Origin of the sequence: Clostridium sp. 16K-1-R1 (assembly GCF_023921145.1) — a bacterium.
Classification (GTDB): domain Bacteria; phylum Bacillota; class Clostridia; order Clostridiales; family Clostridiaceae; genus Sarcina; species Sarcina perfringens.
Window position 1 is genome coordinate 2,014,927 of record NZ_CP046515.1, and the last position, 21,863, is coordinate 2,036,789.

General features: G+C 27.8%; 17 protein-coding genes. 2 read left to right on the forward strand and 15 right to left on the reverse strand.

Features of this window, described 5'->3' with window-relative positions:
- Positions 1-5: 5 nt before the first annotated feature.
- The 6 genes from GOM42_RS08765 to asrA all read right to left on the reverse strand — a co-directional run bounded on the left by GOM42_RS08765 (position 6) and on the right by asrA (position 6,820).
- Positions 6-983: a LacI family DNA-binding transcriptional regulator gene (locus GOM42_RS08765; RefSeq protein WP_003456113.1), complete on the reverse strand. Its 978-nt coding sequence runs from the start codon at positions 981-983 to the stop codon at positions 6-8.
- 131 nt (positions 984-1,114) lie between these two features.
- Positions 1,115-2,467 carry a sucrose-specific PTS transporter subunit IIBC gene (locus GOM42_RS08770; protein WP_003455872.1) on the reverse strand — a complete coding sequence of 451 codons (1,353 nt, stop codon included), beginning with the start codon at positions 2,465-2,467 and terminating at the stop codon, positions 1,115-1,117.
- A gap of 325 nt (positions 2,468-2,792) precedes the next feature.
- A complete protein-coding gene (locus GOM42_RS08775) occupies positions 2,793-3,419 on the reverse strand; it encodes an alpha/beta hydrolase (protein ID WP_003449524.1) in 627 nt (208 codons plus the stop codon).
- Between the two features lie 518 nt (positions 3,420-3,937).
- On the reverse strand, positions 3,938-4,984 hold the full coding sequence (gene asrC, locus GOM42_RS08780) for a sulfite reductase subunit C (protein ID WP_003455983.1): 1,047 nt from the start codon (positions 4,982-4,984) through the stop codon (positions 3,938-3,940).
- 12 nt (positions 4,985-4,996) lie between these two features.
- Entirely contained in the window at positions 4,997-5,788 is a 792-nt protein-coding gene (gene asrB, locus GOM42_RS08785) for an anaerobic sulfite reductase subunit AsrB (protein ID WP_011590881.1), read from the reverse strand.
- The gene (asrA, locus tag GOM42_RS08790; RefSeq protein ID WP_003455904.1) at positions 5,789-6,820 is read right to left on the reverse strand and encodes an anaerobic sulfite reductase subunit AsrA; all 1,032 of its coding nucleotides are present in this window, start codon (positions 6,818-6,820) and stop codon (positions 5,789-5,791) included.
- 259 nt (positions 6,821-7,079) lie between these two features.
- Here asrA and GOM42_RS08795 point away from each other — a divergent pair, with 259 nt between their 5' ends.
- A complete protein-coding gene (locus GOM42_RS08795) occupies positions 7,080-7,490 on the forward strand; it encodes a hypothetical protein (protein ID WP_110016180.1) in 411 nt (136 codons plus the stop codon).
- A gap of 97 nt (positions 7,491-7,587) precedes the next feature.
- On the opposite strand, the gene GOM42_RS08800 is transcribed toward GOM42_RS08795, so the two are convergent.
- The 9 genes from GOM42_RS08800 to GOM42_RS08840 form a co-directional block, all read right to left on the reverse strand.
- On the reverse strand, positions 7,588-8,772 hold the full coding sequence (locus GOM42_RS08800; RefSeq protein ID WP_003481653.1) for an ABC transporter permease: 1,185 nt from the start codon (positions 8,770-8,772) through the stop codon (positions 7,588-7,590).
- Complete coding sequence (locus tag GOM42_RS08805) at positions 8,759-9,460, reverse strand: ABC transporter ATP-binding protein (protein ID WP_011590885.1); 702 nt, start codon at positions 9,458-9,460, stop codon at positions 8,759-8,761. The genes GOM42_RS08800 and GOM42_RS08805 overlap by 14 nt, the downstream gene beginning before the upstream one ends.
- Entirely contained in the window at positions 9,450-10,580 is a 1,131-nt protein-coding gene (locus GOM42_RS08810) for an efflux RND transporter periplasmic adaptor subunit (RefSeq protein WP_003455896.1), read from the reverse strand. Before GOM42_RS08810 ends, GOM42_RS08805 begins: the two co-directional genes overlap by 11 nt.
- A 226-nt stretch (positions 10,581-10,806) precedes the next feature.
- The gene (gene bioD, locus GOM42_RS08815; protein WP_003455985.1) at positions 10,807-11,493 is read right to left on the reverse strand and encodes a dethiobiotin synthase; all 687 of its coding nucleotides are present in this window, start codon (positions 11,491-11,493) and stop codon (positions 10,807-10,809) included.
- 2 nt (positions 11,494-11,495) lie between these two features.
- Entirely contained in the window at positions 11,496-12,455 is a 960-nt protein-coding gene (gene bioB / locus GOM42_RS08820; protein WP_003456111.1) for a biotin synthase BioB, read from the reverse strand.
- 18 nt (positions 12,456-12,473) lie between these two features.
- On the reverse strand, positions 12,474-13,028 hold the full coding sequence (locus GOM42_RS08825; protein WP_003456046.1) for a biotin transporter BioY: 555 nt from the start codon (positions 13,026-13,028) through the stop codon (positions 12,474-12,476).
- 385 nt (positions 13,029-13,413) lie between these two features.
- Complete coding sequence (locus GOM42_RS08830; RefSeq protein WP_003456048.1) at positions 13,414-14,505, reverse strand: DUF1002 domain-containing protein; 1,092 nt, start codon at positions 14,503-14,505, stop codon at positions 13,414-13,416.
- Positions 14,506-14,860: 355 nt separating this feature from the next.
- On the reverse strand, positions 14,861-18,262 hold the full coding sequence (locus GOM42_RS08835; protein ID WP_057257562.1) for an AAA family ATPase: 3,402 nt from the start codon (positions 18,260-18,262) through the stop codon (positions 14,861-14,863).
- Positions 18,263-18,352: 90 nt separating this feature from the next.
- Positions 18,353-20,341: a molybdopterin-dependent oxidoreductase gene (locus GOM42_RS08840; RefSeq protein ID WP_011010502.1), complete on the reverse strand. Its 1,989-nt coding sequence runs from the start codon at positions 20,339-20,341 to the stop codon at positions 18,353-18,355.
- Positions 20,342-20,751: 410 nt separating this feature from the next.
- Here GOM42_RS08840 and GOM42_RS08845 point away from each other — a divergent pair, with 410 nt between their 5' ends.
- Positions 20,752-21,846, forward strand: a complete 1,095-nt coding sequence (locus tag GOM42_RS08845; protein ID WP_003468084.1) for a ribose-phosphate pyrophosphokinase — start codon at positions 20,752-20,754, stop codon at positions 21,844-21,846.
- The last annotated feature ends 17 nt before the right edge of the window (positions 21,847-21,863 follow it).

Here is a 21,863-nt window from a genome sequence, read left to right on the forward strand (position 1 = left end):
AAACTCTACTTTAAACTTTTAACACTTTCTCTTACCATAAGTTCCAAAGGAATTTCACAAGTATTTATACTTTTCTCTCCATTTATCAAACTTAAAATATTAAGTGCTATTTCTTCACCAAATAATTTATAATCAATTTTTACAGTGGTTAGTGATGGATATGTTATTGCACTTACCTCATATCCTCCAAAGGCTGCAATGGAAATATCTTCTGGTATCTTCTTCCCATTCTCAAGAAGATATCTCATAAGCCCAAGAGCTATATTATCTGTTGCACATACAATAGCTGTTGGATTATATTTTAAAACCTCTTCTCCTGCTTCATATGCTTTATCAAAAGAAAAGTCTGTTTCTACAAAACTTATATTGCACTCTTTTTCAAAAACATTACAAAATCCTTTTTTTCTAAGAATTCCAACTTCTCTATCACTTTCACTAACACCTAAGAACACAATATCTTTATGTCCTTGTTCTTTTATATATGTTCCTAAAATATTTCCTATCTTTTCATCATCTAAAACTAAATAATTTATATAATCATTTTTTTGTCCTGAAAACAAAATAGGTATAGGAAGTTTATTGGCTAATTTTACATGTTCTTTTGAAATTTCAAAAGACATTATAATAATTCCATCTACTCCTTGATTATATAACTTATTAATTTGTTCTAATTCCTTTTCTATGTTAAATTCACTTGTTAATATTATTCCTTGATAACCCTGTTCTTCTAGTTTTTTATTTATACCATTTAATGTTTTACCTGCAGTAAATGAATCTATTCTAGGAACTATTATTCCTATTAACTTGCTTTGTTTAGACTTTAACCTTTTAGCAAAAAAGTTAGTTTCAAAACCAGTTTTTTCTATAGCCTCTTTTATCTTAACTGTATTTTCATTACTCACATAACCACCATTTAAGTATCTTGATACAGTACTTTTTGATACTCCTACCATATTAGCTATGTCCTGTATTGTAACTTTCATCATTTTCCTCCTAAATAAAGATATATATCTTCTTATATTATAAATTATATCATTACCTAGAAGTTTTTAACCATATAAGACTATTTTGAAATATTTAAAAGCAGGCTCTGTAAAATCACAGAGCCTAAAAATTATTCTTGTGGTTTAAAGAATATATATGTTAATGCAAATGAAATAGCAAATCCAATAGCAATTGTTATGAAGTACTGAATTAATCCTGTATTAATATAAAGCAGTGTTCCTGGTATAGCTGTTATTCCCATACCAGTTCCAGCCAATTTCATCATTGATGCAAACATTCCTGATGCAGCTCCACCTATACATGCAAATATAAATGGTTTAATAAATCTTAAGTTTACTCCAAATATGGCCGCTTCTGTAATTCCTAAAAAGGCTGGTATTGCTGAAGAAATATATAATGAACGTTTTTTCTTATCTTTTGTCTTAAATCCAACTGCAAGAGCTGCTGCTCCTTGAGCTACTATAGCCCCGGTTATTACTGCATTAAATGGATTTAATCCTGTACTTGAAATTAATTCAACTTCTAAAGCATTAAATATATGATGAACTCCAGTTACAACTATAACTTGATGAACTCCTCCAATTATTGCTCCACCTATTCCAAATGGTAAGCTTAAAAACATTTTAAATAAATCTAATATGTAGACTTCACTTGTATGCATTATAGGACCTACTACTAAAAGTCCAAGAATCATTGATACTAATAAAGTTAAAAATGGAGTAAATATTAAATCTAGTACATCTGGCATAAACTTTCTAATAAATTTTTCTAATTTAGCTGCTATAATACCTAATACTAAAGCTGGAAGTACTGATCCTTGATACCCTACTATAGGGATACTTATTCCTAATAAAGAAATATATATTGGATCTGCTCCTCCTGCTACCTGCCAAGCATTTGGAAGCTGAGGGGCTACAAGCATAAGCCCTAATACTATACCAACTACAGGTGTTCCACCAAATTTTTTCATTGTTGACCAAGCTACTAAGGCTGGTAAGAATATAAATGCTGTATCTGTTAAAACCTCTGATAAAGTATTAAAAGTTGGACTAAATTCAACTCCTAAATTAGTTAAAAGTCCTCTTAATCCCATAAATAAACCTGTTGCAACTAATACTGGAATTATAGGAACGAAAATATCTCCTAAAGTACGAGATATTTTTTGTGGTAAAGTCATATCACTATATGCATCTTCTTTTATATTCCCAGTTTCTACTCCTTCACCATTCATAGCTGCAAAGACTTTATTTACAAACCCAGTTCCTAGAATTATTTGATATTGAGCAGCAGCAAAAAATTGTCCTCTTACCCCATCAATATTCTCAATTGCCTTTTCATTTATTAGACTTTTATCTTTAACTATAAGTCTTAATCTAGTTGCACAGTGTTCCATTGATTTTATATTTTCTTTTCCACCAATATTTTTTAATATTTCTTGAGCAACTATTTGTTCTTTACTCATTTTAAAACCTCCTAAAATCTATCCTCTTTTGATATCCTTTACTTCTTGAATATATGGTATCAGTTCCATATAGTTTCTGTCAAGCTTCAAAATTTATATTTTAAAATGAATTAAAGATATATTTTAATAAATTTCAAATTTAAAACTCATTTATTTATTATATTATTAATTAATAATATAATTAAATTAAAATATCATATTTTATTAAACCCTTTACATTTTATATATGGAATTAGTTTCATAAAATATTAAAAATATTTAAAATGAAAAAAAGAATAAGGTTAACCATTCCTGATTAACCTTATTCTTTTTCATTTTAATTTAATTATTTTAATATAAAATCTTTTTCTATTTCTAAAGACTCTTTTAAAGCATCAACGGTGTTCATAACATTTCCCTCTATATCAAGAGCATGATTTGCACCTTCTATTATAAAACTTTCTATATCTTCTCTTTTTTCTATCTCTACTCTATGAGCTATACTTAATAATGGATCTTTATCTCCTGTTATAACTAAAGAATTAGATTCTATGTTAAACTCATCTAAAGTCTTATTTATTGGGCTTATATATATATTTCTTATATTTTTAAATCTTCCACTTAAATCTTTATTTAAGAAGGATTGTACACTTGTTCCAATACTTTTTCCTATTATTAATATCTCTTCATACTCTTTTTCTATGGCATTATCTATAACTTCTAATGACTCAGAAACCATTATGCTAAACTCTTTTTCAATATTAAATTCGCTTCTGTTTATTTGATATCCATATTCTATTTCTAGAACATCATATCCTATTTCTTTTGCTAATTGTTTAGAATAATCTAAGTAAGATCTATCTAAACAATATCCTATTCCAGGTAATATTATGCAAAGCTTTTTACTTCCAGCATCAATAAATCTTGGACTTAATTCAACACCCCAATATGATTTTATTATTTTATTACTCATTTTAAAAACCTCCTAATTTTTAAAGTTTTCAAAAATCTGTCCTAAAAAGTGATATGAAAGGGAGAAAAAATATTTCACTTCTTAGGACAAATTATTTTTAAATCTATAATAAATTTTGCTGATATTCTTTTCTCTTTTCATTTAACATTATAAATTTAAATAATAATACAATCAAAGTATTAAAAAAATAAAGATTTAAAATACCACTTCATTTTATTAATAATCTGTTAACTTATTTATATTTTATTAATATTAATTTGCTAATTCCTTGTATTTTTTGCTTATATAAAAAAATTACATAGATTATAAAAATTCCTAATCTATGTAATTTTTAAATAAATTCATTTCTTAATTCTTGATATGATAGTAAACTTATTATATTTAATTTAAAGAGTGTACCCCTTCCCTAAAAATTAAAACTTTACAAATCATATAATCTTTTAAAACATAAATTTTTATTACTATAAAATTAAGCTCAATACTAATATGATAAAATTTATTTTTCTCACATTAAATAATTATCTTAAAGGTCTATTAGATTCTATAGTTTTATGCATCTTTATTGGCTTAACATTAAAGTTTGATCTATACTCTGTTTCAGCCCAGAATATATTATCTGCAACTAAAGCTTCTGGATTTAACTCTACTCCATCTAAAATTATTTCTTTAAATTTATGATATCCCGCTCTATCAATTAAGTGACCACCATGTAGATATTCTGGTTTATAATCTAAAGCCCAAGCAGAGAATTTTTGCCAGTTAGCAAAGATACCAAGAACAACTTCTTCTGTTGCAAAGTTTATAAATGTTTTACCCATTCTAGGAGTTTGTTTTCCTGTTCTTCCTCCTATAACTATTCTATAGTATTTTTCTGGCTTTCTAGTCCAAGCACTTGCTGGACATGCTAATACACATTCTCCACATCCAACGCAACAACATGGATCCTTATCAACTAATCCTTTATCATTTAAACTTAAAACTCTTGTAGCATGATGTTCACAAGCTCTTACACAAGCTCCACAACCTATACATCTTTCTTCGTGATATTCCATTCTAGCTTGTCCTATAACACCAAAGTCTTGGAAATGCCCTTTAGCACAGTCATTTGGACATCCAGCTACAGATACTTTTATATGATAGTGTGATGGGAATACTAATTTTTCTATTTTATTAGCCATATCCTTAGTATCAACATTTGCTTTTATACAATGTGAATTTCCGATACATGCCATAACATTTCTAGCACCTATTGTTGGATATCCATTTTCATCAACTTTCATATTACAATTACATCTATCAACTTCAACTTCTTGTAAATAATTCTCTATAAATTTATTTACTGCTGGAATATTTTCATATTTAATTCCTGGAATATTAAAGGTTTGTCTCATCCCCATATGAAATGTTCCATTTCCCCAAGTTTCTGCTATTTCTTGTATTTGTGATAAATACTTAGCATCTACTATTCCTCCTGGAATACGCATTTGAAGCATAAACTCTCCTGGAACCTTTGATTGACGAAAACAATTTAATCTAACTTTTTTAATATCTATATCATGATTCATAAATAATTCCTCCTAATCTAATAATGTCTTTGCTTTTGTATAGTTAAACACAGGTCCTTCAAGACATACATATGTTTCATTTATTCTACAATGTCCACATTTTCCTACTGCACATGACATTTTTCTTTCAAATGAAACCCATATCTTATCTTCTGGAACTCCAAGTTTTAAGAATTCTAAAGCTGTAAAATGCATCATTACAGGAGGTCCAACTATAATAACCTCATAATTATCTCCAAAGCTTTCTAGAGGTAATTTATTTAAATGAACTGTTACAAGTCCAGTTTCCCATCCTTCTTTTGTATCATTATCTAAAGTATAAATAGTATTGAATTTTTCATTCCATCTATCTAAGTCATTTTTAAAAAGTATTCCTTCTGAATTTTTAAATCCAAATACTAGGCTTAAAGTTTCAACATAGTTTGGTTCATCATAAAATTTATTTATTAAACTTCTAACTGGTGCTACTCCTGTACCCCCAGCTACTATTATTACATTTTTATTTTTAAATTGTTCTACAGGCCAACCTTTTCCATAAGCTCCTCTTAAAGAAATCTTATCTCCTGGCTTTAGTTTAAATATTTCATCAGTAACTTTACCTACTGCTCTTATTGTAAAATCTAAGTATCCTGGTCCAAATCCACTAACAGAAATAGGTGCTTCTCCAACCTTAGGAAGAGATAATTCTAAAAACTGACCATGTTCTGGAACGACATCAGAAGCTATTCTAAAAGTCCATTCTTTGTCAGTTTCCTTAACTATGTCTATTATTTCACATGATTTAGGTGTTAAAATATTTTCCATTTACATCTCCTCCATTATCTCTTTTACTGCTTTTGAAACCTTATTAATAGTAGCTGTAATTGATATATGTTCTGGACATCTATCTGTACATCTTCCACATCCTACACACATATGCTCTTCTCCAAATTGAGCTTTATAATCATGAATTTTATGCATAACTTTATATCTCATTTTATCGCCAGCAGTTTTTCTAAATACATGTCCACCAGCCATTTCATCAAATCCATCTACATGACAAGATGCTTGTATTCTCTTTCTTTCACCTATGTTATGCTTTGAATCATGAACTATATCCCTTGTTGTAAAGCATGTACATGTACTACAAGCTAGAGTACAGCTTCCACATTGAATACATCTTTTATTGTATTCTTCCCACATTTTATGATCCTTTAATTTATTTAAAACTTCAACACTCTCTATTTCTGGCAATTCAACCTTAGCTATATTTTCTTCAATAAACTTAAGTTCAAATTCCTCTTCTTCTTTTCCTTCAAAGTATTTATCAAATTCTTCTTCTTTAACATTAAAAAGTAAATTATCCTCATTAAATCTTACTGCTAAACTATAATCATCAGTTTTATTGCTATTCATTGTTGTACAGAAACAAGTATCCCATCCCTCTGTACATTCCATGCAAATAAACTTAACTCTATCTCTCATTCTTTTATAGAATGTATCTTCAAAATTTCCATTTTTAAGATATATAGTATCTTGTCTTCTTTGTGCATTTATATCACATGGTCTTGCAAATATAAGAATCTTCTTTTGACTATCCATTTTACTTTCTCTAAACTCATTTTCTATGAAATAATATAAAGTTTGAGAAATTGGAGTTATTACTTCTTTTACTGGATAAGTTGACTTTTCATTATGTACTATTTCTTCCACATTATTTATAACATCATATTTTATAATATCTGTGTCTGAGTATCTTCCTTGCTTCTCAAATCTTTTTGGAGCATAAATTATATACTCTTTTTTAAGCTCATTAAATAAATCATTTACTTCTTTTAAATTTAATTTGTATCCCATTCAAACACCTCCAAAATTTAAACCATTCATCTTTTGATAGTTTATTTTTTAACAAACTCCTTACACATTTATAATACTCTATTTTTATAGATAAGTTAAATTCATATTTTTTATTCAAATTATAAGTATTTACTTATATAAATATGAAGTATTTTTCTTAAATTTTCCTTAATAATTAACATTTTCTTGATATTTCTTTTACATTTTATTTACTTTTATGGTATATTGTAATAAATAACTTTTAAAGGGGGACTATATTATGGAAAACCAAAAACAAAATAAATTAGGAGCTGGAATAATAACCATTTCTGTAATACAAATAATTTTTTCAGCTTTTGCTCTTTTTGGATCAATCATTTTATTAATACCAAGCTTTCAAGAAAACTTAGCTACAATTACTGGAGCACCATTAGACAAATTAGGTATAGACAATACTAGTATTATCATTGGATTAGTTTCAATAATATTAATTCTTTTAGGAATAATACTAATATTAAGAAAAAAAGCTATTGGCCTATATATATATTTATTAGTAACTGCTGCTAATATAATTTATTCAATTATAATGAATGGATTTATGATATCATCATTAATAGGCTCATTAATTTTACCAATATTAATGACATTCTTTGTTTATAGAAAAAAGGAGCTTTTTGGATTAAGCAAATAAGCATATTAATAAAAAAAGATGGAAATTAATTTGTAATTTCCATCTTTTTTCTTTATATTTTATGATTAATTTATATATTAATTACTATTTATCTTCTCTATCTATAAATAGCTTTTATAGGATCTAACTTACAAGCATTGTAAGCTGGTATTATTCCAAATACTACTCCTTCTATTATTGAAACTAATGTAGCTCCTACAAAGGTACTCATTGTAAGTATTGGCTTAAATGGTAAAAAGGCTCCAGCTACTTTGGATATTAAGTATCCTAATAATATTCCAATTAATCCACCTATTAAAGTTACTAATACAGCTTCAAATAAGAATTGAAGTAATATGCTCTTAGGCTTTGCCCCAATAGCTCTTCTTATACCAATTTCTCTTTTTCTTTCAGAAACTGAAACATACATTATATTCATAACTCCAATTCCACCTACTAAAAGTGAAATTCCTGTAATAAATGCTATGAATTTTGTTAATCCACCAATTATCTTTTCAAAGGCTTTTGTAACTTCCTCTGGGTCTTGCATCTCATATTTCCCTCCAATATTAGGATGGTTAGCCATTAAATATTTTTCTATGTCCTTATATACTTCTTTTTTATCAACACCTGCATTAAGTGATACATCTAAGGAAGTTATTACTTCATTGCTATTCATATTGTCTATAGCTTTCTTTGGAACATAACTTGTATTTCCTCCAAAACTCATAATATCAACATGTGGTAAAATACCTATAACCTCAAAATTCATTCCATTCATAGTTACAGCCTTACCAATACCACTTTCTATTGGATTAAATAGTTCTTTTGCAACATTATTATCTAATACAATTACAGACTTATCCTTATCTCCATCTTCAAACCATCTTCCATATTCAACTTTCTCATTTTTTCCATCATAGGATCCAAGCATAGCAAATTGATTTTTATCAAAATACTGAAGCTGACTACTTGAAAAGCTCATTATGCCCATAAAACCTTGAGATGGCTTCACATCTTTAACTCCCTTTATTCCTTTTATTCCATTCATATCTGATTTTGTAAAAGGTTCTAAAAGACTCATATTAGCATCAAAATTATCTGGTTTAAATGTTATGTTTATCTTATTAGCATTAGTTTCTTGAGAAGATTCTAAAACATAAGCTTTTAATCCATCTCCAACTGAAAGTATTGTAACTACAGAGCTTATGCCAATAATAATACCAATCATTGTTAGAAAAGTTCTTAACTTATGAAACTTTAAACTAGCAATGGCTGTTTTTATTAAATTAATTGCTGACATAATCTTCCCCCTTTGTTATAACCCCATCCTTAACTCTTATTATCTTATTTGCGTATTTAGTTAAGTCTTCATCATGTGTTACCATGATTATTGTCTTATTATCCTCATTTAATTTTTTTAAAATCTCCATTATTTCTGTACTAGTATTACTATCTAAAGCTCCTGTTGGTTCATCAGCAAAAATAACATAAGGATTATTTATAAGAGCTCTTGCAATAGCTACCCTTTGTTGCTGACCTCCTGATAACTCTAGAGGAAGTTGATTCTTCTTTTCTGATAACCCTACCATTTCTAAGTATTTATCTATAAGTTCTTCTCTTTTCTTACGAGGTATGCTTTTTTCATTATATAATAGAGGAAGCTCAACATTACTTCCTATGGTCATAGAGTTTATTAAATGGAATTGTTGAAATATAAATCCCATATATTTATTTCTTATGTCAGCTTTCTGATCTTCTTTTAATTTACTAACATCAATATTATTAAACTTATATGTTCCATCTTCAAAGCTATCTAATAATCCTAGTAAGTTCATTAGAGTTGTTTTACCACTACCTGATTTCCCCATTATCATGACAAAATCCCCTTGTTCTATTTCCAAATTAACATCCTTTAAAGCATGAAATTTCTCTTTACCTAAGCTATAGTATTTATTTAACTTAATAACCTCTACTATATTACTCAACATTCATCCCCTCTTTCATGTTAGGAGTAGGATTAGAAACTATTTTATCTTCTTCATTTAATCCACTGCTTACTATAACTTCATCTTCACTTCCTTCTTTAGGTGAATATGTTATAACTTGCTTAACAAGCTTTCCATCTACATTTTTAAATACAAATTCTTCATTATCCACACTTAAAATCGCTTCCTTAGGAATTTCTATTGGCTTTTTATCTAAATTAACAGATGCTTGAACATGGAATCCATTAGTTAAATCTTCCTGAGAATCTGGTGTTATCTTAACTTCATAATAAGACATATTTCCACCTGCGCCTCCCTGTGCACCTGTTTGTGCCGCTAAAGAAGCTCCATTGTCTATAGGAGTGTTTCCAACAGAGGATATTTTACCATTTATATTTTTATTTGTTGAAAGAATAGTTATCTGAACTTCTTGTCCTTCCTTTATCTTAGGTTGATCTTTTTCATTTACACTTCCACTAATATAATAATCACCTGATTCAACAGTAATATATGGTTGTGTAGGATTTGTACTTGATTCTGCCAAAATTACCTTTCCACCTATAGGCGCAGTTACTTTATAATATTCCTTATCTTTTAATGCTTTTATTTGCTTTTCTAGAAGTTTTATTTGCTCATCTACACTTCCAGTTGATATCTCTCCACCTGCATTTTGTCCTAAATTAGGCATTTGACCTCCTTGAGACATTTGATTTTCTAATCCTGCTTTCTTTAAATCCTCTAATTGTTTTTTTGCTTCTGCATTTTGTTTATTAATTTCTTCTTTTTGACTTTTAGCAGAATTTAATTGTAATTCTAACTGTTCTACCTGACTTTGAACTTGGTCATTTTTATATGTAAATAAAGTATCTCCTTTTTCAACAACATCTCCATTTTCAACTTCTACTTTATCTACAGTACCCTTTGTAGCATCTAAAAATATATTTTCAACTTTTTCTGGTTCTATTTTCCCATTTACAAAAACTTTATCTGTAGAGGGAACAGTGTATATTTCCATAGTTGCCACTGATTCCTTATTCATACTTTGTTTTAAAAAATAACTTCCAACTCCTACCCCTGCAAGTATTACTACTGTTACTATTGCTATTATGTATTTCTTTTTCATGAATATCCTCCCTTACGAATTATTTATCCTAATAATATCATATTTTTAAAAATTATGTATAATTTTTGAATATTCTAAACCTTAAATAAACCTTAAATCCAAATTTTCATATTTTATTAATAAAAAAATAAGATAGCAAAACTATCTTATTCTCCTAAAAGATTTTCTATACATTTTTAGTTAATTAAAGCATAAATTTAATATATTCCTCTAAATTAAATCCTCTTTAAATTCCATAAAGCACCTCATTAAGTTCATTTAAATCATACTTTTCTATATCTTCTATCTTTGGCACAGTTGAAATATTATTTACTCCTGTTAGTTCTTTGATTATCTTCTTATTATCTCTGTGTATAATATCACTTTTATTAAATTTATTAAGTATTATTCCTTTTACTTTTAGCCCTAAGTTTCTTAAATAACTTACTGTTAAAACAGTGTAATTAATAGCACCTAATCCACTATTAGATACTAGTATTATTTGAAGGTTAAACTCTTTAATTATATCTTCTAGCATAAGCTTTTTCTCTGAAAAACTTATGGGACACACTATTCCTCCACTTCCTTCACAAAGAATAAAGTCATATTTATCTCTAACACTCTTATAATCTTTTTTTATCTTTTCCATACTTATAGAAACTTCTTCTACTTCACTTGCTAAATGAGGAGAATATGGATTTTCTAGTATGTAAGAAACCATATTTTCATAGGATTCCTTAAGTCCAGAAATCTTCATAACTTCTTCACAATCTAAAGGTATTAATCCATTTTTCTCTTTTATAGCTCCACTTAAAACTGCCTTGTAATACCCTGCATTTCTTCCCTCTTCTCTTAACTTTTTTAAAATTAGTCCACTAATAAAGGTTTTACCAATATCAGTATTAGTTCCTATTATATATACTCCCTTTTCCATAACTAAAAAATCCTCATCCCAATATTCTCTATTAATCTTTTATCGTCTTTTATCTTATTTCCACATGTAGTTAATAAATTCCCTGTTATAGTAGCATTTGCTCCTGCTTTAAAAGCATTTTCACCAAAGTTTTTAAGCAAATACCTCCCTCCTGCCAATCTTATTTTAGCTTCTGGATTTATAAATCTAAAAACAGCTATTGTCCTAAGAATTTCTTCTTCATTTAAAGGAATCATATGCTGAAGCTTAGTTCCCTTAATAGCACTTAAAACATTTATTGGAATTGATTTTATTTCTAATTCTCTAAGGGTAATAGCTAAATCTATTCTATCTAAAATTGTTTCTCCAAGGCCAATTATTCCTCCTGAGCATACTTCTAAACCAGCTTCCTTAGCATTTTTTATAGTCTTTACTCTTTCCTCATAAGAATGAGTTTTGCATATTTTGTCATAGTAGTTTCTAGATGTCTCTAAATTATGATGATATCTTTTTACTCCAGCTTTCTTTAATTTTATTAAAGACTCTTTATTTATTATTCCATGGGAAGCACAAAGATTTATTTTAAGCTCTTTATTTAAATTTGAATAATAAGTAATTACTCTCTCAAACTCCTCACCATAAAGTCCTCTTCCTGAGGTAACTATAGAAAATCTATGAACTCCTTCATCTTCATTTTCCTTAGCAACTTTTTTTATCTTTTCATAATCAAGAAGAGGGTATTCACTTATATTAGTCTTATGATACTTAGATTGGGCACAAAAAGCACAATCCTCTCCACACCTTCCACTTTTCCCATTAATTATTGAACATAAATCAATACCATCACCATGAATCTCTTTTCTTATGTTGTTAGCTTCTTTAATCAATTCCTCTAGATTACTATTAAAAAGCCTTAACCCTTCTTCTCTAGTTAATTTTATATTTTTTAAAGACTTATCCTTCATTTTTAAAATAAAATCCATAAAAATCAACTCCACTCATTAGATGTAATCAAATCTTTTTAACCTTGGACAAACCTTAGATCCTACTAATGAAATTATAAATGTCAATAATAAATCACTTGGTAAACACGCTATAGCTCCAATGCTCACTGCTGATAATAAGCTCATTGCATCCCCTAGATAAAAATTATAAATTACATACATATATGAAACTCCAAATAAATAGATTACTAAAAGTCCTAAAATTCCAGCTAAAAATAAATTTTTAATATTTATAGTTTTTAGATTTTCTGTTATTTTTCCAATTATATAAGCTCCAAAAATAAAACCAATTAAATATCCAAAGGTAGGTTGAAATACATATGATGGTCCTCCTCCTTGAGTAAATACAGGAATTCCAAGGAGTCCTACTAATACATAGATTATTTGAGCTAAGGCTCCTCTTTTAGCACCAAGTAAAATTGCTCCTAAGGCACAAAAGAAATATTGAAGTGTAAAAGGCACTATTGGTATTGGTATCTTAATGAAAGCCCCAATAGCTGTAAGTGCTGCAAAAATAGGTATCAGTGTTAAATCTCTTGTTTTCATTTTCATAGTTAACTCTCCTTTAATCTTATAAATACTACTTTCAAAATAAATTTATCTTGATTATCAAAGTATATTCCATATAATAACCTTATAATTCATAATTGTCAACTATTTTATAATTTTAGGTTTACAATAAACTTTCATTAGTTTACCCTAAACCCTATTTCAAAATTTCATTTATTTTTAATTAAATATAATAAAACTCCCTTGTATTTCAAGCTAATCTATTGCTTTATATCTAATAGTATTATTAAGTGAATTTTAAACCCTAAAAATAAAAAATGAGCATGTATCAAAATCTAATAATAAAACTTACAATATAAATATCTTTGTAAGTTTTATTAAATTTTATTTTAATACATGCTCTTATAATTCTTTTTTTCAATACTAATTATTTTGTTTGATTTTGTCCTTGTTCATTTTCTTGATTTTGATTATTATCATTTGACTGAGTTTGTGGCTTATCTTGGATACTTTCTTCATTCTTTGATTCATCAGAATTATTTCCTGTTTTTATAACTATATTACCATTTTCATCGTAAGTTATTCCATCTTTAACTTTTTCACTAGCTGAGCTAAACATATTTACTAGAAAATCCTTAATATCAACTAAAACATTTTTTATACCATTTAATGCTTTTTCTAAAAGACCACTTTCTTCTAATTGTTTTCCTGTGTCTTTTAATATCTGTTGAAGCTTATCATTCATTTGATTTAAGGATTCTTTCATAGCACCATAGTTATAATCTAAATCATTTATTTTAGACATGAATTTTATTGTTTGTTCTTGTTGCCCTTGTGTTAAAAGTATATTATAGTTATTTGTAACATTGTTTACTATCTTACCTATTTCCTCATCATTTTTAGGTTTATCTTTAATTACATCAGTTTTAATATCATTTACTACTACAGCGGCTTCATCTTTTCCTAGCGTTTGTCCATCTTTAGTTTTAGCATTACTTAAATTATTAGTTAAAGAAATTTCCTCTCTTGCAGCCTCTTTCTTTGGAAGAGATAACTCCTCCCCTGATGCATCTTCAAATCCTTTTAAAATACCAGCTAAGGCAGCTGTTCCTGTAACCTTAAATGGAGCATCAGCCTTTACATCAGCATTATTTACCCCTGAAGTAAGAAGGGCATTAGCAAGCATACTTCCTGTTACCTCTGTTAAATTGTTAGTAGTTACATTTATTCCACCTTTGTCCTTAACCACCACGTAAGAACTTGATATTGATTGACTGCTAGCAGGTATTGGTTTACTTGTATCTAAACCTAATTGTTCTCTTATATCTTGATTAGTTACATCTATTATTTTAACCTCATTAGCTTTTACTCCAAAAGCATCTAACATTTGTAATCTTTCTGACTTTGTTAAATTAGCTCCTAAAGTTACTACAGCCTCAGTTTTTTCACTTTGTGCAAATACTGGAGTAGCCATTCCAAACATGAATGTACTAACTATTGCTCCACAAAGAACTTTCATAATACTCTTTTTCTTTATCATACTCTATTTGTTGTAAGTAATAGCTAATATACTTTTAACTATTTTCCTATTACTAACAACCTCACCTCCTAAAATAATTATTATGAGAAACTTAAGCTTTAAAGTTAAAACTCTGCTTAATTAATCATCTGTTTTCAAATTATATCATGGCAAATATGAGTAAAAATTAAAATTTAATTACGTTAGTGTATCTTAAGAAAAAAGTAATTTATATAAATAAAGCCCTAGCACAATATTAATTGTACTAGGACCTTAGTAATTTAGGTAAATTTAATGCTTTTTCAAATAGAATGTATAACTAACTTAAAAGTATTTAATTTATAAATTTAATTCTTTAAAAACTTCCATTTTGAGTTGTATTTTTCTTTAAAAAGATTTCAGTACTCTTTAATATATCCTCTGATATAATTCTATTTATTGTATTTATATCAAAATCTTCATCACAAACTCTAATGCTTTGTACTCTTACTAAGCTATCTAAAAATTGCTTAATCATAAGACCATTTTTAAGTGCTAGCTCTCCCATTCTCTTTTGTATATCTCCAATAGCATTTTCTAAAGCAGTTTCAGCTTCTTCATCTAAAGTAAAACCTTTCTTAACTAAAGTGCTTGAAGCTATGTCATATAATTCCCTTTCATTGTAGTTTCCAAAGTCAACCCAAATAGGGAATCTATAATTTAATCCCTCATTAGTTAAAATAAGGTCTTTCATCTTGCCTCTTATTCCACCAAGAACAATAACTATTCTATTGCTATTGTTATCTATGAATTTTATAAGATCAGATACTATTTCATTGTATCTTTCTTCTCCAAAGAAGGTATTCCATTTATCTATATATAATATTTTTCCAACATGTTTATTTAATATATCTTCAACTTTCATACCTGAATTAATCATTGCCATAAATTCATATTTATCTATTTGAACTATATTTTTTGCCTTGATTATACCCATACTATATAGCATTTCTGAATATATATTTAAAACTGTCTTTTTCCCTGTTCCACTTTCTCCAGTAAAGACCATATTCATATACTTATTTAAATCAACTTGAAAACCAAGTTTCTTTCTCTTTTCTCTGATTTTCATAAGTTTATATTGTCCTCTAAGAAAATCCTTAAGCTCTTCATTTCCAATCAAATCATTTAACTTTTTCTCTAAATCAAAGTGATTATCATATTTTATTGCATTCATAGCCTTTATATCCTTTGTGTTTATAAGGTTCATTTCATAAACACTTATATCACTTTCTGCAATTCTAATACTTTGATTTCTTATAAGTTGCTCAACATAGTTTCTTACCATTCTTCCATTTCCTGATTGAGCATCTGCATTTTCATATATCTCAACGAAATTCTTTTTAAGCTCTGAATATCCATTTTTAGAAAGTTTAAATCCCTTAGCTTCTACTAATTTTATTGCCATTTCTAAAAGTTCATTAGGATTGTAGTCTTCAAATTTAGTCCAAAGTGGGAATCTTGATCTTAATCCTATGTTAACATCAAAGAAATTCTCCATTTCTTCTTCATATCCTGCTAAAATAACTATTACTTCTCTTGAATAGTCCTCTATTAATTTAAGAAGTGTCTCTATAGCTTCTCTACCTATGGAATCATTAGCTAAAGTATAAGCTTCATCAATAAATAAAACTCCACCTAAGGCTTCTTTAAATTTTTCTTCAGTTTTCTTTGAAGTTTCTCCAGGAATATCTGAAACAAAACTTGATCTATCTGTTTCAACTAATTGTCCAACCTTTAAAAGGCCCATGCTGTTTAACATTTCAGCTACTAATCTAGCTATGCTAGTCTTTCCTGTTCCAGGGTTACCTGCAAATATCATATTTAAATTTTGCTCTATTTTTGTATTTACTCCAACAGATTTTCTCTTTTCTTGAGCTACTATAAGCTTATATTGGCTTCTTAAAAATTCCTTAACCTCTTCAAGGCCTATTATTTCTTTTAACTTTTCTTCTAAATCAAATTTTGCACTTACCTTAAAGTTAAAATTATCTTTTTCTAGGAGATCAATAGCTCTCTCCTTATTTACTAAATACTTCTTAGATGCATCCATTATTGCATTTTCTACAATATTTCTAACAAATCTTGCATTTCCTAAATCACTTTTCCCAACCATTTGGTTTTTAGTAAATAATTCAATAAGTCCAGCCTTTGCACTTTTAGCTATTCTATATCCCTTTGACTTAGCAATATTAACTGCTATTTCATACATTTCTGAAGGATTATAGTCTTCAAACTTAATTACATTTGGAAATCTAGATTTTAATCCTTGGTTAAAACTTAGGAAAGTTTCCATATCCTTCTCATACCCTGCTAAAATAACAGTTATGTTATCTCTGTTATCTTCTATTCCTTTTAATAAAGCATCTACTATTTCACGGCCTGCCTTATCATTTTCATCTGTACATAAGGAATAGGCCTCATCTATAAATAATACTCCACCTAAAGCTGATTCTATTATTTCATTAGTTCTTCTTGCTGTATTACTAATTCCTTCTCCTATAAAATCTGCTTTACTAACCTCTTTAAATATATTTTCTTTTATCATACCTAAGGCGTATAAATACTCAAAGGTTATTCTTGCTGCATTAGTTTTACCAGTACCAGCATTTCCAGCAAATATCATATTTAATGAAATTTGTGTAGTCTTTAATCCAAGTTTCTCTCTTATTTTTTGAACCTTAAAGTTATTTTCAATCTTATCTATAAACTCCTTAAGCTCTTTCATACCAATTATAGATTCTAATTTATATCTAACCTCTTCTAAGGTTGGATTACTATACTTGCTTAAATCATAAACCTCATCATTTGATTTACAAAAGATTTCATCATCTTCTACATATATAAGTAATCTACTATTTGCTTCAATAGCTTCTTTTCTAATTATATTGATTATAGGTTTGCAAATCTTATATGATATGTATTGATCTAGGCTTAAACTTCCTTTTTCCCTAAAGTTATCTTCTATATAAGTACAAACCCCTGATTTTTCTTCTACATCTGGATTTTCATCTACTCCTATTATTATGTCAATATCAAAAAGCTCCTTAACCTTATTTATTTCTTTTAATAGCTTTTTCTTTATTACTTTATTTTTGTCCTTTTCGCTTAAGGCTTTTCTATATAAGGTTTTGTCTTTATTTATTAGGAATTCATTATCTATTATTTCAAGTTCTTCACCTTTATCCTTGTTATAAAGGAATATGAAGAATTTATTATTACAAATAATTTTATTTACAATATCCTCATCAATTTCTTCAGCTTCAACTAAAAATTTATTTTTTATTACATAATTATCTTTTAGCATTATACAAGAATTAGGGCTTATTCCTGAAAGAACATTTAATATATCTTCACTTGCTTTATCTGTATTTTTAAATACTAAACATTGAGAGTCATTATTTAATTTTTCATATAAATCTGTTAAAAAGGCATTGTACCCTAAATTAAACTTATATGCAGCTAAATCAATCTCATCAATTTTACTATTCTTAACAAACTTATAATAATTAAGTTCTTCGAAAAAGTATTTTAGTACACTATTTTTAAATATGTCTCTTTCCTCTACTATAAGCAATATACCTTTGCTATCTTCCTCTATTTTTTCTTTAAAGTAATCACATAACTCCTTATTGAAAGTTTTTTGTCCTATAAATTCTTCATTTAGCTTTTTTTCTATTTTAAAAAATCCATTTTCTATAATCTCTTTATTCACCATATCTTTTCGCTCCACAAAATATTTTTTTGAAGCATCCTCCTTTTTCTTTAATGTTTATTCTCTTTAAATACAACCTTTCTCTTTTGATTTTTATATATTTTCAATCTCTATAAAGGTTTCATTATATGTTATTTGTCCACCCATATCAGAGATTCCTGATTCAGTTAAAAAGTTTGGATTCCCATGTTTTTTCCACCAACCAACATACATTAAAGCCACATAATCTTGAACCCCATTATCCAAGGAACAAATTGCTGTAATCTCTCCAGTCCTTGATTTTAATTTAACCTTTTCTCCGCAAATTAAGGAAAACTTTCTTATCATATTCTCATTTAAATATACTTTTGCCTTTTCATCTACATCTATATAATGCTGACTTGATAATGAATCTTTAGAATGATTAGTAAGCAATCTAAAACAGTTTTCTTTTATTCTAGGACTTAAGTATGTTGGTGTTAAGCTTCCGCACTCTTTTAAAGCTCTTTTAGATGCAAGTTCAAATTTGCCAGAAGGTGTTTTAAACTTTTTATTTTCCCAAGCTACATCATCATAAACTGTAAAAGGATTATTTTTTAAATAATCTAAGGTTATATCTTTATTATAGCTCATTAAAGGTTCAATAACCTTACTTAAATAATCTTTTTTAGATAGGCTTGGATATCCTTTTAAATTCATTCTTTTAGCTAACTCTCTAAAAAAGTAGTATTCATCCATAAGTTTTTCTCTAGGTTCTATTATCTTTTCATTATATATTAAATATGGATTAGTCATTGAACTAAAAACCATATCCTCGCTTTCTAAGGTATTGGTACAAGGAATGAATAGGTCACACTTCGAAGCAGTATCTGTCATAAACATATCAAAACAAACTTTAAACTCAACTTTATCTATACTATTATTTAATCTATTTAAGTTTGGAAGTTGATTCATGAGATTGCTATTAGCTATTACCATGATTTTTATAGGTGCATTAGAATCTTCTACACTTAAAGAATATTTTTTAGGTTCTTCTATAAACTCATTTATATTAGAGACATAAAATTCTCTATTTTCTCCAACTTCTCCACTTTTAAAGGGATCTGAATCTAAAATCCTACTTAATACCTTATTTGCGTAATTTACTCCACCGCCTTTAACTCCAATTTGACCAGTTAAAGCACCTAAGGCATCAATAGCTCTTATGGTATTTCCACCATTCTTATATTTTTGCATTCCATATCCCAAATATATGCTAGAATTTTTTTCACAATAGTATTTAGTTAGCTTTTCTATATCCTCTATTTCTATTCCACATTCATCACTTAAATAATCCAAATCAAAATTCTCTAAATGATCTTTATATTCTTGGAATCCTAAAACATATTTATTTATAAAATCCTTATCTTGAAGACCTTTAGAAATTATTATTTTTGCCATAGCCATAGCTAAAGCTCCATCTGTCCCTGGTTTAATTTTCACATGAATATCTCCAAGCTTTGCACTTTGAGTATTTATTGGATCTATAACTATTATTCTGCTCCCGTTTTTCTTTGCCTTATTTAAAATCGCCATAGTATGTATGGTTGTATTTGCAGGATTTTTACCCCATAAAAATATGTTTTTACTATTTATCATATCCTCTAAGGAATTTGATACAGAATCTCCAAAATCATATTTTTGAGCTCTCATTCCAGCACTCCAACAAGGACCTCCTGTAGCTTTACTTACACCACCATAAAAATTAAAGAATATATCCTCTATTCCCTTTAGTACTCCTCCACTTCCATATTGGCTATAATATAATATTGACTTAGAAGAATATTTCTCTTTTGTATATTCAAGTTTCTCTTTCATTATTTCTAAGGCATCTTCAAAGGAAATCTCTTCCCATACTCCATTATTCTTTAAAAGAGGAGTATATATTCTATCTTTATGATTCAATCTGTTTAAGTGAGCTACTCCTTTTTTACATATGAGTCCCTTTGTAAATGGATGCTCTTTGTCACCTTCTATTTTTAGAATTTCACTTCCTTCTTTATAAACATTAAATTTACAACAATCAAAGCAATCTAATGTACACCCATGACTTAATACTTCCATAATAACTCCCCCTTCTCTTTAAATGACATACATAATAAAATTCCTCTATTTCTAATTTAGTCTAATTTTATATGAATGTTCCTTCTTTAACAACTATAAAATCAAAAATTACTATTACAAAGTAGAAATAATTAGAATCATAATATAACCTTTTTATCCTCTATTAATTTAAATTTAACTATAAAAAAATAAATTTTTTAGTAATTAAATTTAGAATAATATTCATATTTTCTAAAAAATCTAAATTATCTGACAACAAAATTTCAAGTTTTTTATTAAATTTAGTGAAAAATTATGATAAATTTCTATTTTTAAAAGTAAATTATTCGTATATAATATAAATGACGATATCTTTAGTATTTACGATTGTAAAATATTTTAAATAAGCATTAAAAAAAGGAGATAGACGAATGAACGAACAAAATCATGGATTAGGTATTATAGCTTTAGAAAGTTGCACAGAACTTGGTAATGCTATAGACAAGCTTATACAAGAGAAAAGAAATTGTGAGGAATCTTTTTTAATAAAAACTGATGAGATAAGATTCTCTAACGGTGAAGGAAAAGTAAAAATACCTCAATCTGTAAGAGGAAGAGATATATACATTCTTTGTGATATAGGTAACTATAGTTGTACATATAAAATGTTTGGTTTTGAAAATCATAAGGGACCAGATGAACATTTCCAAGACATAAAAAGAACAGTTTCTGCTATAAGAGGAAAAGCTAGAAGAATAACTGTAATAATGCCTCTTTTATATGAATCAAGACAACATAGACGTAAAGGAAGAGAATCTCTAGATTGTGCTTTAGCACTTCAAGAACTAGAAAGATTAGGCGTTGATGAAGTTTTAACTTTTGACGTTCACGACCCTAACGTTCAAAATGCTATCCCACTAATGTCCTTTGAAAACTTCTACCCAACTTATGATATAGTTAAATCTTTAATTCACAATGAAAAAGATTTAGAGCTTGATAAGGAAAAATTACTTGTAATAAGTCCTGATACTGGTGCCATGGATAGAGCAATCTACTATTCAAGCGTACTAGGTGTTGATGTTGGTTTATTCTACAAAAGAAGAGACCATTCACGTATAGTTAATGGTAAAAACCCAATAGTTAAACATGAATACATGGGAAGAGACGTTGATGGAAAAGATGTCTTAATCGTTGATGATATGATAGCTTCTGGAGAATCTGTACTTGATATTGCTAAAGAACTTAAAGGAAGAAATGCTAGAAATGTATATGTTGCTACTACTTTCTCATTCTTTACTGAAGGTTTAGAAAAATTCAACAAATTCTTCAATGATGGAATAATTAAGAGCGTTTACTCAACAAATTTAACTTATATACCTGAGGAATTAAAGGCTGCTCCTTGGTTTAAAGCTGTTGATTTATCTGATTTTATCGCAAGAATAATAAACAGATTAAACTATGATAAATCTGTAGCATCATATATGGACGCTACTAACATAATCCAAAGATTATTAGACGAAAAATAATATGCTTAATTTAAAAG